The sequence below is a fragment of the Pectobacterium sp. 1950-15 genome, from assembly GCF_037136835.1.
Classification (GTDB): Bacteria; Pseudomonadota; Gammaproteobacteria; order Enterobacterales; family Enterobacteriaceae; genus Pectobacterium.
The window spans coordinates 303,983-316,678 of record NZ_JBBBQR010000002.1 but is presented as its reverse complement, the minus strand read 5'-3'; the positions used below and the strand labels follow the sequence as shown (position 1 = coordinate 316,678).

Below are 12,696 nucleotides of genomic sequence, written 5' to 3'. Positions count from 1 at the left end.
ACCGATTAGGCCATGTGTTCGTCCAGATGCTGGCGGTAATTTGCAAGATAAGCAGGAACGTCCGGTTCTTTCATCACATCGTTGCAGATGAAGGTCGGCAAGGGGGATAGCCCGATGAACTGGTTCGCTTTATGGAACGGTAGATACACGCCATCCACGCCCACACCGTGGAAGAACTGTTCGGGATCGTTGAAGGCCTCCAGCGGCGCATTCCACGTCAGAGACAGCATATATTTGCGGCCTTGTAGCAGCCCGCCTGAACCGTATTTCTTGCTGGCATCCGAACGGCTACGGCCATCGCTGGCATAAAGCGAACCGTGACCGGCGGTAAATACCTCATCAATGTATTTCTTCAGGATCCACGGCGTATCCATCCACCATCCCGGCATCTGGTAAATGATGGTGTCCGCCCACAGGTAGTTCTGAATTTCCTGTTCAATATCATAGCCGTTGTCCACGACCGTCACGCGGACGTCGTGACCTTTGTCGCGCAGGAAACTGGCTGCGACCTCGGTAAGGGTATGGTTCAGTTCACCTTTGGAGTGAGCGAATGATTTGCCTGCATCAATCAGTAAAATGTTTTGCATAAGTCTGCTCTCGAATCGGTTATCAACGATGATGTTGGGCGTAGTCTAGAGGAGAGATTCGGGCAGAAAAATGTGCGGTAGCGCATAACACTGTTGACTGAATATCAACAATAAGAAGCAGAATGGTGCTCTATTGAAATAATATGGTCGGAGGAAAAGGCAAGAGAATCCTCTCTTGCCTTGGTCAGATGGTGTGGCGTAGCTATCGATATAAACTGGCTTTTCCCGTTGAGCCGAAGAGCGCCATTTTATAGCGAATCACCTCTTTTGCCGCCTTAATCGGTTCCGGGTAGATGGCATTAGGGTCCCACCAGGTTTCACGGCTGAGGATTTCTCGCGCTTTCTGGAAATAGGCGAATTTCATGTCGCTGGAGATATTGATTTTGCCCACGCCAAGCGTCACCGCTTCGGCAATTTCGGCGTCTGGGTTGGCCGAACCGCCGTGCAAGACAAGCGGAATAGAAACCCGCTGCGAAATATTCCGCAGGATATGCATTTGCAGCTCTGGCTTCAGGTCTTTGGGATAGATACCGTGCGCGGTGCCGATAGCGACGGCTAACGTATCAACGCCCGTCCGGTTGACGAAATCTTCCGCTTGCTCGGGGTCGGTGTAGATCACTTTGCTGACGCCGCCTTCTATCGTGGTGCCGGTGTCGCCAATCGTGCCTAATTCTCCCTCCACGGAAACCCCAACGGCATGCGCCAGTTTCACCACTTCGGTGGTGAGTGCCACGTTCTCTTCATAAGGCAGCAGCGAGCCGTCGATCATGACGGAGGTAAATCCGCACTGAATAGCACGCAGAACGTGTGCGATCGAGGCGCCATGATCGAGGTGGATGACAAACGGTACGGGGCTGCGCAGCGTTCTTTCTCGCACATAGGCGAAGAACTCATCGGTAACGAATTCCAGCTCGCTCGGGTGGATAGAGATAATGGCCGGGGTATTCGTCGCTTCGGCTTCTTCCACTACGGCGCGGATAAAGCAGCTATCGGCCACGTTAAAGGCGCCGATAGCGAAACGGTGTTCACGCGTGGGTTTCAGGATGTCAGTCATTGAAATCAACATGTTATGTCTCTCCTGTGTCGGATAAAGGGCAAAGCGTTCCTATACCAGTGGAAAACCACTGATGGCGAAAGCGGGTAAAGGCGAACGGTCAGGCTTTGTTGGCGGAACCTGACCAACCGAGATAATCGACGACCACGTCGCGGCAGGCAGATTCCATCGTTGCCAGTAAGTCGGATAACTCCGTCGTTGGATGCTGATGCAGCGCCTGCTGCAATGCCGTTTTTCCTGCCTCAAAAACGGCCGCACCGACGTTGATTTTGGCGACGCCGTGGCGGCTGACGCGGCGAATATCGTCTGCCTTGGTGCCGCTGCCGCCGTGCAGCGCTAACGGCACGGTCGATTCCCGATGCAGGGCTTCAAGACGTTCAAAATCAATCCGTGGCGTCACCCCTGGCGGATAAATGCCGTGGGCGGTGCCGACTGACACGGCAAGCAGGTCGATACCGGTTTGACGGATAAAGGGAACGACATCCTCCACCTGCGTCATTTTCACTGCGGCGTCCTCTTGGTCGTAGACGGGCGCGTCAGCGATATGACCCAGCTCGCCTTCCACACAAACGCCCGCTGTCGCAGCGATGGTCACCACCTGCTGCGTGCGCAGGATGTTTTCCGCCAGTGGGTGACTGGAGGCATCGATCATCAGCCCGGAAAAACCGGCGCGGAACGCCTGCCCAATCAGGCTGAATGCCGTACCGTGATCCAGACTGAGCGCCACGGGAACGGCGGCCTGCTCGGCCAGCGCCTTGACCAGCGGCACCGCGAGGTGCGGCGGAAAGTGCGCGCAGTGACCCTGATACACATTAAGAATCAGCGGCGCACGCTGTTGCTCGGCGGCGGCAATGGCCGCACGGGCGGTCTCCAGATTGAAACAGTTGATGGCGAGCACGGCATACTGACGTTGATACGCGTCATCAATGAGGGCTTTCATTGCGGCATACATAGCGGCTCCTGCTATTCGAGAGTGAATTTAATGTCTTCGTCACGCACGCTGCTGTCGTCAACGTCGTCGAACTCTTCATCTGCCTGCGTCACGCGTTTCTTAATCAGCGACAGCATCACGCCGCAGATTGCCGTGCCGATTCCGAGCGCCAGACAGAACATCAGCGGCTTGGTAAACAGCGGGACGACAAACATGCCGCCGTGTGGCACGGGCGCCTCCACGCCCCAGACCATGATGAGCCCGCCTGCAATGGCGGAGGCGACGACACAGCTGGCGACGACTCTGAACAGGTCACGTGCGGCAATCGGGATCACCCCTTCGGTAATCATGCAGATCCCCATCGGGAAGGCGGCTTTCAGCGCCTCTTTTTCTGCACGGGTATATTTGTAGCGGGTTAGCAGGAAGGAAAGCGTAATGCCGAAAGGCGGAATCATTGAGCCGACAAATTTGACGGCCTCCGGCCCGTAGATGCCATCGACCAGCATGCCATCCGCGAAGAGCGACATCGTCTTGTTCACTGGTCCGCCGAAATCGAAGGTCGCCATCGCGCCTAAAATCGCTCCCATCAGGAATTTCGAGCCGCCCTGCATGGATTCCAGCAGATGAATCAGCGCTTTTTGCAGCCAGACGATGGGCTGACCGATAAACGTCATCATTAGCAGCCCGGCGATAATGGTGCTGAGCAGCGGCAGGATCATGACGGGCATCAGCCCTTGCATCGAGGTAGGCAGTTTGATGTAGCGGCGCAACAGCAATACGGTGTAGCCGACTAAGAAGCCGCCGAGAATACCGCCGATAAACCCGGTTTGAATCTGACCGCAAATGAAACCAACGATCAGGCCGGGAGCGAAGCCGGGGCGGTCGGCAATGGAGTAAGCGATGGCGGCGCTGATGAGCGGAACAATCAGCCCCATGCCCCAGCCGCCGATCTGGTTGAGCATCCACGCAATACTGCCGGTTTGCTTACCGACATCCGGGCCGCCGATCACCTGACCGAGAGCAATACAGATCCCAGCGGCGACAATGAGCGGGATCATCCAGGAAATACCGGTAAGAAGATGCCGCTTTATTTCCTGTCCAACGGTGATTTTTCTGGTGTTCATAATTATTACCCCGAAATTGAGATATTCAGGCACCCGCTAAAGAACTAGCGACTTTTTCCAGAAATTTAATCGGAGATTTAATAACGACCTCCGTTTTTACCCGAACAATAGGCTTGCCTTTAAATCGCTCTTCGCCTGTTATTTTTATATCGATGGCCAGAATAACAACATCGGCTGCGGCTATTTCATCAGGCGTCAATTCATTCTCCGTACCAATGGTGCCCTGAGTTTCTACTTTGATAGCGTAATGTAAGGCGTTGGCACCCTTAATGAGTTTCTCGCGTGCGATATAGGTATGCGCAATGCCTGCCGTGCAGGCGGCAACACAAACAATATTCATTTTGAGCCTCGTCTTATGTCGGAGTGACGGGAGCTGTTTCTGCATACTGACTAAACAGCCGAATAATTTTATGGGGATCGGATTCGTCCAACAGTTGAGCAATCACCTCATCATCGGCCAGCGCGCTGGCAACCTGAGACAGCAGGCGAATATGTGTCGTGTTCTGATCTTCCAGACGCACGGCAAAAAGAATAATGCAGCGAACCTGGCTACCGTCCAGCGTCTCCCACGGAATATCCTGACGGGTGCGGCCAATCGCGAGCGTGGTCTGTTTTACGGCGGAGGATTTTCCGTGGGGGATCGCAATATGGTTTTCAAAACCGGTCGATCCTTCCGCTTCACGTAGCCAGACGTCATGAATAAAATCCTGTTTATTGGTAATAGCGCCATCGGCATACAGCAAGTCGGTTAATTCATTAATGGCTTCGTCTTTATTGGTCGCGGACATAGTTAGCTTTACGCGATTCGCATTCAGTATTTTATTGATATCCATTTATCACACCTCATCTATAAATGTTAAAAGTAACGTTAGGCCAATAATCAATGGGGGATGGCCTGATGCAGTTGATTAGAGATAACTTTTTCGGTAACACGTTTAATGTCATCATCATTAAAAAAGGCGGAAACGTAGACGACAGGAATGTGTTGTTCTTCCAGATGAATCGTGGAAATAATCAGCTCAATCTCTTCCTGCTGACAAAATATCTGCATATTGCTGGCTGAGATCACGCCAACAATAATCCAGTCAGGAAACGCGCGCAGAATACGGTTTTTTAACAGGTGTGACGTCCCTACGCCGCTGGAGCACACCACCAGAATACGTTTATGGGCAATTTGGCGTTCCAATGCGGCTTGAAAATGAATGGTCAGATAGCCGACTTCATCCTCAGCGACCGGTTTTAATTGAAACTGCTGGCAGACTTCACTCATCGCCTGCTGAGTCATTTCATAAATATCGATAAATTCGCTTTTGATATCGTCTAATAACGGGTTGCGAATGTGTATTTGGTATTTTAAGCGGTTAAGCAATGGCTTGATATGAATCAGCAACCCTTCATGCAATAATTTATCCGTGCTCAGGTCGATATTGATTAACGCAGAAAATATCTGCGTCAAGGCGCGCGTGATTCTGCGTGATTCACCATTAGAGAATTGATAGCGGAGCAGTTGATTATTCGCCCGTTCCTCCATCACAATGCCGGAAGAAATAATATATTGGTAAATGAACCAGACTTCATCAGAGGGCAGCGTGCTCTCGACGCGCTGCTCTATTTGGCTCACCATATTTTGAGCGATGGAGAAGATGCGATTATCAACCTGATGATGAACGGATTCTTCCGCCATTATTAACGCTTTTCCCTGCGCAATACGATGCATCATAATTAAGGTATGCGTGAAAATATTAATGTAATAAGGCTCACCGAGCGGATAAGAAAGTTGACGCTCCATGCTCTGTAACAGCGATTCGACGAAGGACACATTTTCTTCACCGAAATAATTAATCAGCGCTTTATAGCTGCCGGGGTCGAGACGGGAATGGCTAAGCGGGCCGGGTTCTTTATGGTGCATGACGTCATTAATGAGCGAGGCCATCGCCTGACGCACCTGATTCTCACTGCCTTCAATGTGCGTGCCGCTCTGGCTGCGCACCAGCGCCAGCCCCAGTGGATGTAGCCAGCTTTCGATGATTTTCAGGTCGTTAACGATAGAGGCGCTGCTGATAAAATAGCGCTCTGACAGCTTGCTAATGGACGTTTCATGAGGCGTATCGCTTAATAGCTGTGAGGCAATTTTGACGCGACGCGCATTGTTGATCAGCGCATCGGTATCCCCGTCGTCCACGACAATTTGCTGTTCCAGTAATGCGAGGTGCCGGTCGTCATCGGTGATTAACATGAGTCCCGCACCGACCTTTTTGTCTGGATAAATATTCCAGACAGAAAGGAAGGCTTCAACAAATTGCATATCACGATAGACGGTTTTTTCAGACACATCGAGGTAATGTGCAATATCTTTAACCGTTACATATCCCTGGTGTTGTAACAGATATTTCAATAAACGGTTCTGACGGGAGGTGAGTGGCTGCATCATATTACCCTCATTTGTCTTTAGATTTTCTGATGCTTATCGAATTGATAATTTTTTCTAAATAATTTCCTGTTTTATTTTCTCTGTCGGTTTATTTAAATGGCGTGCTGTAATCATTAATCTAGTCGCGATAGTCGAGAGGGACAATACTAAATGCTGTCCGCTGAATAGGACAAAATTAAAACATAGTGCTGGCTGAATATTAATTGAGATCGCGATCACGTTATAGCGAGAGGGAAATTAGCCATTCTGAACGGAATCGTCATTAATTAATGCTGTAGAAATAACGATATCGGCGCAATTAAACGGAGCGTGGCGGGAAGAGTGTATAGAGAAAAATAAAAAGGCAAGGAAGCCGTGGTGCGCGCTCTTGCCTGATTACGATGGCGATGCCTCATGCAGACATCGCCTTTTTCATTGAATCGTGAGCGACGCGGATTAGAAGTCCACGTTCACGCCCAGTTGGAAGGTACGACCAGGCTGCACGGAGAGGGCGCGGTCATACTGCCCCTGCCGATCGTTGGTCTCAATCTGGCGGCTGCTGAGGTAATCCCAGTATTTACGGTCAGTCAGGTTATACACGCCGCCGTTGATTTTCACGTTTTTGGTCACGCGATAGTAGGCGGTCAGATCCACCATTCCGTAGCCGGGAATGCGCATATATTCGACATTCGAGGCGGTGATAGCGTTGCCTGCATTGGTGTAGCTTTCACGGCTGGTATCTTTCGCCTGTTTCCCTTTCTGGAAGGTAGACGTCACGGCGGCACCGTAGCGCTGGGAAGGATCGTCGTAGGCGATACCTATCACGGCTTTCATCGGGGCCACGCTGTCGAGATCGACATAGCGGTCGCCAAGGTAGCGGGATTGCGACTGGCCTTTGGTGTAGCCAAACGCCAGCGTGGTGCTGAGCCCATCAACCGCTGGGAACCAGGTGCCTAGCTGTATTTTGCTGCTGACCTCACCACCGTAGATGTAGGCTTTATCGCGGTTTTCCGCCTGATATATCGTACTGATATTGCTAGGAACATTAGTAAATTTATCGGGGTTGGCGCTACGACGGTAGCGGGTATTGGCGATAAAGTTCTTATACGTGTTGTAGAACAGCGCGGTACGGAAGGTGATTCCCTCCGTTGCTTCGCCTTTTAATCCCCATTCTACGTTGTTGCTGGTTTCCGTCTTGAGGTCGCTATTGCCGATAAAGGCATACTGAGCTGGTCCGGCATAGTTAGCGTCCAGATTGGTGCTGCCATAAAGCTGGCTGGCATCCGGGAACTGTGCGCCACGGCGGTACTGCAAATAGGTTGTCAGCGTCGGGGTGATGTCATAGAGGAAGCTCAGTGAAGGCAAGACTTGCGTATCACTGTTGGCTTTACCGTACAGTCTGTTGACATCGGATTCACTGATGACACTGCCGTCACCGCTCAGGCGAACCGTATTGGTCGGTTTGGTACGCTGGTGGATGGCGCGCACGGCAGGGACAACCGAGAAGGCGTGCCCCGCCAGCTCCCACGTAGCGGTATCCTGCACAAAGCCGCCGACGGTGTAGCTGTTGCTATCGGCTTCTGGCTGCATGATGTTATTGGCACCCGTTTGATTCGGTGATTGCCTGAACGGGCGTTCTGTCTTGCTTTGGCTGGCATTAAGACCCCAACTGAATTCGTGGCGATCCCAGCTTTTCACCATATGGGTATCGAACCCATAGGTGGTGACATTGTAGTCGGAATAGACCCGGTGGCTATCCGCTGCCGCCATCCCTGTGGTTGCGGGTAGCCAGGTATTGTCATGTGATTCGCTGTTCTGGAAGTAAATGCGGCTATCAACCAAATCGACCAGCGTATTGTTAACGGGCGTCCAGCGATCTTTCAGGCTGGCGGTCCAGCGGCGTGTCTCGCTGCTTTGTTGCGCCGTGCCATAAATGGTGTTGTTGCCGCTTGGCAAACTACCCCAGTAGTCATAATGGGCGTGGTTGGTTTTATGGTAATAATCCAGCGTACCGGTGAGCTGGTGCTCGTCGTTGGCCTGCCAAATACCGGACGCCAGAATGGCGTTAGAGTGCCAGTTGGCGGGGTAAGCGGCGATCTCGTCGCTGTTATTACGCGTTTGCTGGCCGTCGCGGCGGCTGAGCACGACCACGCCGCGCAGTTCGTCATCACCGCCTGCGGCGGTGATGCCATTATGCCAACCATGGTTGGCGGAGTCGAAGTCACTCTGGAGACCAAAGTAGTCCTGTTTGCCTGCTTTCAGATAATCATCGGCAGATTTTGGCCGAAAGGAGACGCTGCCTCCGAGCGCGTTGATGGTATTTTCTGCGGAGGTGACGCCTGACTCAATATCGACGCTGCTGTACACGTAAGGGTCGATATAGTCGCGTCCCATGCCGAACGTATTGAATCCGGCACGGCTGGCGTAGCTGCGGCCTGTGGCATTGGGCAGAGCGATGCCATCGGTATCGATCGCAACACGGTTGCTTTCAATCCCACGAATGTTGTAGCCCGTGTAACCGCCGCGGTCAAAGCCGCTTTTCCCGGTATTACTGCCGCCGCTGGCACCCGTTGCGCTCACCAGAGGTTGATAACGCATGATGGTGCCAAAATTGTTGCCGCCTTCTTTTTGCATATCTGCGGCCGTCAGCGTTGTACTCGATCCCGCTTTTTTCTCGATTTTTGGCGATTTCACCGTCATCACATCGTCGGTTTGTTCCGCTTTCGCCGCTGAATTATCCTGATTCTTCCCGCTGAGTGCGTTGTTGCCCGTGGTGCTATCCGCTGCCATGCTGTTCAGCGCGACGCCAGTCAAGATGCCGGTGAGAAGAATTTTATTTAAATTCTTGTTAATTAACATAGTGATACTCTGCTATAAGGTTGTTCTGGCCAGCGGCGTTGGGGAAACATGGCGTGCTGGTCGCTAGCGTCTGCAAGGGAAATGCAAAACGGCGAATAACATTAATTATCATATGGTAATGATAATTATTATCAATATGCTAAGCATTATCATCTGTTGTTGCAATGATGATGAATAATTCTTAATGAAACGCTATGTTCGCTATCCAATCGAAGGCGATGGTGTAGGCGTTCTGTATCAAGGAGGTGTCATGAAACTACCGACTTATGAAACCGATCACTACGAGCTGGACGATGGCGAAGCGCTTAACCGTGAGTATCCTGATTCATTCTGGATTCCAGACAACGGAGTACGTGAGTCACTCGTCCCCGACGATTTTGTTAAGCTAATCTTTCGTATGGAAAAAACCGCAGGCGCGGATGAGCTGTCGGTGGAAAGGATGTGGGTCAGAGTGACGAAAAAGCATCACGCATTTTATCAAGGTGTTTTAGACAATACTCCCACGGGAAGCGACTGTGTGCGATGCGGACAGGTTGTTACGTTCCATCCTTGTCACGTGATTGGCATTTATGGAAAGGATGAATAGCCGCATTATTCACACTGACGATGTCCGCGCGGATGCCACCATGTTTAGTGCCTGCATCGCGTCCATTAATGATGGTGATCTGCTCATAAGATGCTGAACGATGTCGATTGAAATACCCGAATCTGTTTTTCCACTGTTTCAGGCGGCAGGCTGGCCGGATGTCGCGCCACAATCAGTCCCGCCGTTTGTGCCTGAGAGCCACCCTGCTTTTGCTATCCTGCACGCGTTTGGCGGGCTGACGGTTGGGCAGTGCGGCGCAGGAGAAGAATGCGCGAGTGGCGATATTATTTTTGGCTGCAACGAGGATGTGCAGGAGGATGAAACGCTGCTGGAGTGGCAGGGCATTCTGAATACGACGCTGATTCTGATCGGCGAAACCCATCATTCACACGGTGCTCTGCTGATGGATAGCGAGGGAGTCTGCTACGGAATGAGCTTTATACATGAGGCATTCTGGTTTGAAGGGGCCGCTTTCGGCACGGCCATTGAACGCATTTTGCTTGGCCGTAGGGGGAAACCGATGCTGCGGCCAGACGAGGCGTCACTATCCGTATATGGCGAGACGATTACCGCAGACCATCCGAACGTTTATCGCTACCGCTAGCCCTCTTTTCGCGCCGCAGCCAGATTCACATCGGTCATTATCGGCGTGGAGCCGCAACACGGTTTTCTGCGAGATTGTTCCCTGTGACATCACCTCATCAGATAAGGTACTATTCCCGCCAAACATACCGCCGCTATGGCGTGCCGGAAAGCGTAACCATCGCGCCGCGATGTGAGGGAAATGAGATAAATGAGTGAGATGACTCATGACGGCGCAGAAAGCCTTGCGCTGCGCACGTTTACCGAAAATGCATACCTGAATTATTCCATGTACGTCATCATGGACAGGGCATTGCCGTTCATTGGCGATGGCCTGAAGCCTGTGCAGCGTCGCATTGTGTATGCGATGTCCGAACTGGGGCTGAATGCCAGCGCCAAATTTAAAAAATCCGCCCGTACCGTGGGTGACGTGCTGGGTAAATACCATCCGCACGGCGACAGCGCCTGCTATGAAGCAATGGTGCTGATGGCGCAGCCGTTCTCGTACCGCTATCCGCTGGTGGATGGTCAGGGGAACTGGGGCGCGCCGGACGATCCGAAATCCTTCGCCGCCATGCGTTATACCGAATCGCGGTTGTCCAAATACGCTGAAATCCTGCTGTCGGAGTTAGGGCAGGGCACGGTCGATTACACCCCGAACTTTGACGGGACGATGCAGGAGCCGAAGATGCTGCCTGCGCGTCTGCCGAATATTCTGCTGAACGGCACCACCGGTATCGCTGTTGGTATGGCAACGGATATTCCACCGCATAACGTGCGTGAAGTCGCCGCCGCTGCGGTCATGTTGCTGGAAAATCCGAAGGCTTCGCTGGACGATTTATTGCAGCATGTGCAGGGGCCGGATTTCCCGACGGAAGCTGAAATCATCACGCCGCGCGATGAAGTGCGCAAACTCTACCAGAATGGCCGTGGCTCGGTACGTATGCGCGCCGTCTGGAAGAAAGAAGACGGTGATGTCGTCATTACCGCGTTGCCACATCAGGTTTCCGGTGCCAAAGTGCTGGAACAGATTGCCAGCCAGATGCGCGCGAAGAAGCTGCCGATGGTGGAAGATCTGCGCGACGAATCCGATCACGAGAATCCAACTCGTCTGGTGCTGGTGCCGCGCTCGAACCGTATCGATATGGATCAGGTGATGAATCACCTGTTCGCCACGACCGATCTGGAAAAGAGCTACCGCGTTAACATGAACATGATCGGTCTGGATGGTCGCCCTAGCGTGAAAGGGCTGGTCGAGATCCTGAGCGAGTGGCTGGTATTCCGTCGTGATACGGTGTGCCGCCGTCTGAACTACCGTCTGGAAAAAGTGCTCAAGCGCCTGCATATCCTTGAAGGCTTGCTGATTGCGTTCCTGAATATTGATGAAGTCATCCATATCATCCGCACGGAAGATGAGCCGAAGCCGGTACTGATGCGCCAGTTCAGCCTGAGTGAGACACAGGCTGAAGCGATCCTGGAGCTGAAATTACGCCATTTGGCCAAGCTGGAAGAGATGAAAATCCGCGGTGAGCAGGACGATCTGGCAAAAGAGCGCGATCAGCTGCAAGCGCTGCTGGCGTCAGATCGTAAGCTCAGCAATCTGATTAAGAAAGAAATTCAGGCGGATGCGCAAACCTATGGCGACGATCGTCGTTCGCCGCTGTATGAACGCAGCGAAGCGAAAGCGATGAGTGAACATGACTTTGTGCCGTCCGAACCGGTCACCATTGTGCTGTCGGAAATGGGCTGGGTACGCAGCGCCAAAGGGCATGACATCGATCCTGCCGGACTGAGTTACAAAGCGGGTGATAGCTTCCGCGCCGCTGCGAAAGGTAAGAGCAATCAGCCTGTGGTGTTTATTGACTCCACCGGACGCAGCTACGCGCTGGACCCGATCACGCTGCCTTCCGCACGCGGTCAGGGCGAGCCGCTGACGGGCAAACTCACGCCGCCGCCGGGCGCGACGATTGAACAGGTGCTGATGGCCGCAGACGATCAGCCGCTGCTGATGGCATCGGATGCAGGCTACGGCTTCGTGTGTACTTTCAACGATCTGGTCGCGCGCAACCGTGCGGGTAAAGCGATTATTACGCTGCCGGATAATGCGAAGGCGCTGGCGCCTATCGAGATCCACGGTGACGATAACCTGCTGATGGCGATCACCGCCGCTGGCAGAATGCTGTTGTTCCCTGTCTCCGATCTGCCACAGCTGTCGAAAGGCAAAGGCAACAAGATTGTGTCCATCTCCTCGGCTGATTTTGCTGAAGGTAAAGACCGTCTGACCTGGCTGTATCTGCTCCCGCCACAGGCTTCCGTCACGCTGTATTTCGGTAAACGTAAGCTGGTGCTGCGTCCGAACGAGCTTCAGAAGTATCAGGGTGAGCGCGGGCGGAAAGGCACGTTGCTGCGTGGGCTACAGCGCATCGACCGGATTGAGGTGGATGCACCGCAGCAGATTAGCACCGGCAGCAGCGAAGAATAACCCCTCCGTATTGTCCTGTGCATGTTGAGAAAGGCGGTGTAATACCGCCTTTCTTTAGTTTCCGGTTGCCATCTTGCAGCA

General features: G+C 52.7%; 12 protein-coding genes. 4 read left to right on the top strand and 8 right to left on the bottom strand.

Going from position 1 to position 12,696, the window contains the following annotated elements; translation table 11 throughout:
* Positions 1-5: 5 nt before the first annotated feature.
* The 7 genes from WCT94_RS03495 to WCT94_RS03465 form a co-directional block, all read right to left on the bottom strand.
* On the bottom strand, positions 6-587 hold the full coding sequence (locus WCT94_RS03495) for an NAD(P)H-dependent oxidoreductase (RefSeq protein ID WP_336867992.1): 582 nt from the start codon (positions 585-587) through the stop codon (positions 6-8).
* 202 nt (positions 588-789) lie between these two features.
* A complete protein-coding gene (locus WCT94_RS03490; protein WP_336867991.1) occupies positions 790-1,653 on the bottom strand; it encodes a ketose-bisphosphate aldolase in 864 nt (287 codons plus the stop codon).
* Positions 1,654-1,741: 88 nt separating this feature from the next.
* Positions 1,742-2,593, bottom strand: coding sequence for a class II fructose-bisphosphate aldolase (locus tag WCT94_RS03485; RefSeq protein WP_336867989.1), 852 nt, complete (start codon positions 2,591-2,593; stop codon positions 1,742-1,744).
* Positions 2,594-2,604: 11 nt separating this feature from the next.
* A complete protein-coding gene (locus tag WCT94_RS03480) occupies positions 2,605-3,696 on the bottom strand; it encodes a PTS fructose transporter subunit IIC (protein ID WP_039510053.1) in 1,092 nt (363 codons plus the stop codon).
* Between the two features lie 25 nt (positions 3,697-3,721).
* Positions 3,722-4,036, bottom strand: coding sequence for a PTS fructose transporter subunit IIB (locus WCT94_RS03475; RefSeq protein ID WP_110162821.1), 315 nt, complete (start codon positions 4,034-4,036; stop codon positions 3,722-3,724).
* Positions 4,037-4,049: 13 nt separating this feature from the next.
* Positions 4,050-4,529 carry a PTS sugar transporter subunit IIA gene (locus tag WCT94_RS03470; RefSeq protein WP_039282757.1) on the bottom strand — a complete coding sequence of 160 codons (480 nt, stop codon included), beginning with the start codon at positions 4,527-4,529 and terminating at the stop codon, positions 4,050-4,052.
* 47 nt (positions 4,530-4,576) lie between these two features.
* Positions 4,577-6,127 carry a BglG family transcription antiterminator gene (locus WCT94_RS03465; RefSeq protein WP_336867987.1) on the bottom strand — a complete coding sequence of 517 codons (1,551 nt, stop codon included), beginning with the start codon at positions 6,125-6,127 and terminating at the stop codon, positions 4,577-4,579.
* 265 nt (positions 6,128-6,392) lie between these two features.
* Between WCT94_RS03465 and WCT94_RS20800 the strand changes: the two genes are divergently transcribed.
* Positions 6,393-6,545 (top strand): fibronectin type II domain-containing protein, encoded by a 153-nt coding sequence (locus WCT94_RS20800; RefSeq protein WP_442955473.1) that lies wholly within the window; start codon positions 6,393-6,395, stop codon positions 6,543-6,545.
* A gap of 17 nt (positions 6,546-6,562) precedes the next feature.
* Here WCT94_RS20800 and WCT94_RS03460 read toward each other — a convergent pair whose 3' ends face one another.
* Positions 6,563-8,965 (bottom strand): TonB-dependent receptor domain-containing protein, encoded by a 2,403-nt coding sequence (locus WCT94_RS03460; protein WP_336867986.1) that lies wholly within the window; start codon positions 8,963-8,965, stop codon positions 6,563-6,565.
* 250 nt (positions 8,966-9,215) lie between these two features.
* Between WCT94_RS03460 and WCT94_RS03455 the strand changes: the two genes are divergently transcribed.
* The 3 genes from WCT94_RS03455 (at position 9,216) to parC (ending at position 12,615) form a co-directional block, all read left to right on the top strand.
* Entirely contained in the window at positions 9,216-9,551 is a 336-nt protein-coding gene (locus WCT94_RS03455) for a DUF2314 domain-containing protein (protein WP_336867983.1), read from the top strand.
* Between the two features lie 100 nt (positions 9,552-9,651).
* A complete protein-coding gene (locus WCT94_RS03450) occupies positions 9,652-10,155 on the top strand; it encodes an SUKH-3 domain-containing protein (protein WP_336867982.1) in 504 nt (167 codons plus the stop codon).
* A gap of 189 nt (positions 10,156-10,344) precedes the next feature.
* Positions 10,345-12,615 carry a DNA topoisomerase IV subunit A gene (gene parC / locus WCT94_RS03445; RefSeq protein ID WP_336867981.1) on the top strand — a complete coding sequence of 757 codons (2,271 nt, stop codon included), beginning with the start codon at positions 10,345-10,347 and terminating at the stop codon, positions 12,613-12,615.
* The last annotated feature ends 81 nt before the right edge of the window (positions 12,616-12,696 follow it).

Bases quoted from the DNA above. Each gene is read 5' to 3' on its own strand.
- WCT94_RS03495 (WP_336867992.1), bottom strand. From the start codon at position 587: ATGCAAAACATTTTACTGATTGATGCAGGCAAATCATTCGCTCACTCC.
- WCT94_RS03490 (WP_336867991.1), bottom strand. From the start codon at position 1,653: ATGTTGATTTCAATGACTGACATCCTGAAACCCACGCGTGAACACCGT.
- WCT94_RS03485 (WP_336867989.1), bottom strand. From the start codon at position 2,593: ATGTATGCCGCAATGAAAGCCCTCATTGATGACGCGTATCAACGTCAG.
- WCT94_RS03480 (WP_039510053.1), bottom strand. From the start codon at position 3,696: ATGAACACCAGAAAAATCACCGTTGGACAGGAAATAAAGCGGCATCTT.
- WCT94_RS03475 (WP_110162821.1), bottom strand. From the start codon at position 4,036: ATGAATATTGTTTGTGTTGCCGCCTGCACGGCAGGCATTGCGCATACC.
- WCT94_RS03470 (WP_039282757.1), bottom strand. From the start codon at position 4,529: ATGGATATCAATAAAATACTGAATGCGAATCGCGTAAAGCTAACTATG.
- WCT94_RS03465 (WP_336867987.1), bottom strand. From the start codon at position 6,127: ATGATGCAGCCACTCACCTCCCGTCAGAACCGTTTATTGAAATATCTG.
- WCT94_RS03460 (WP_336867986.1), bottom strand. From the start codon at position 8,965: ATGTTAATTAACAAGAATTTAAATAAAATTCTTCTCACCGGCATCTTG.
- WCT94_RS03455 (WP_336867983.1), top strand. From the start codon at position 9,216: ATGAAACTACCGACTTATGAAACCGATCACTACGAGCTGGACGATGGC.
- WCT94_RS03450 (WP_336867982.1), top strand. From the start codon at position 9,652: ATGTCGATTGAAATACCCGAATCTGTTTTTCCACTGTTTCAGGCGGCA.
- parC (WP_336867981.1), top strand. From the start codon at position 10,345: ATGAGTGAGATGACTCATGACGGCGCAGAAAGCCTTGCGCTGCGCACG.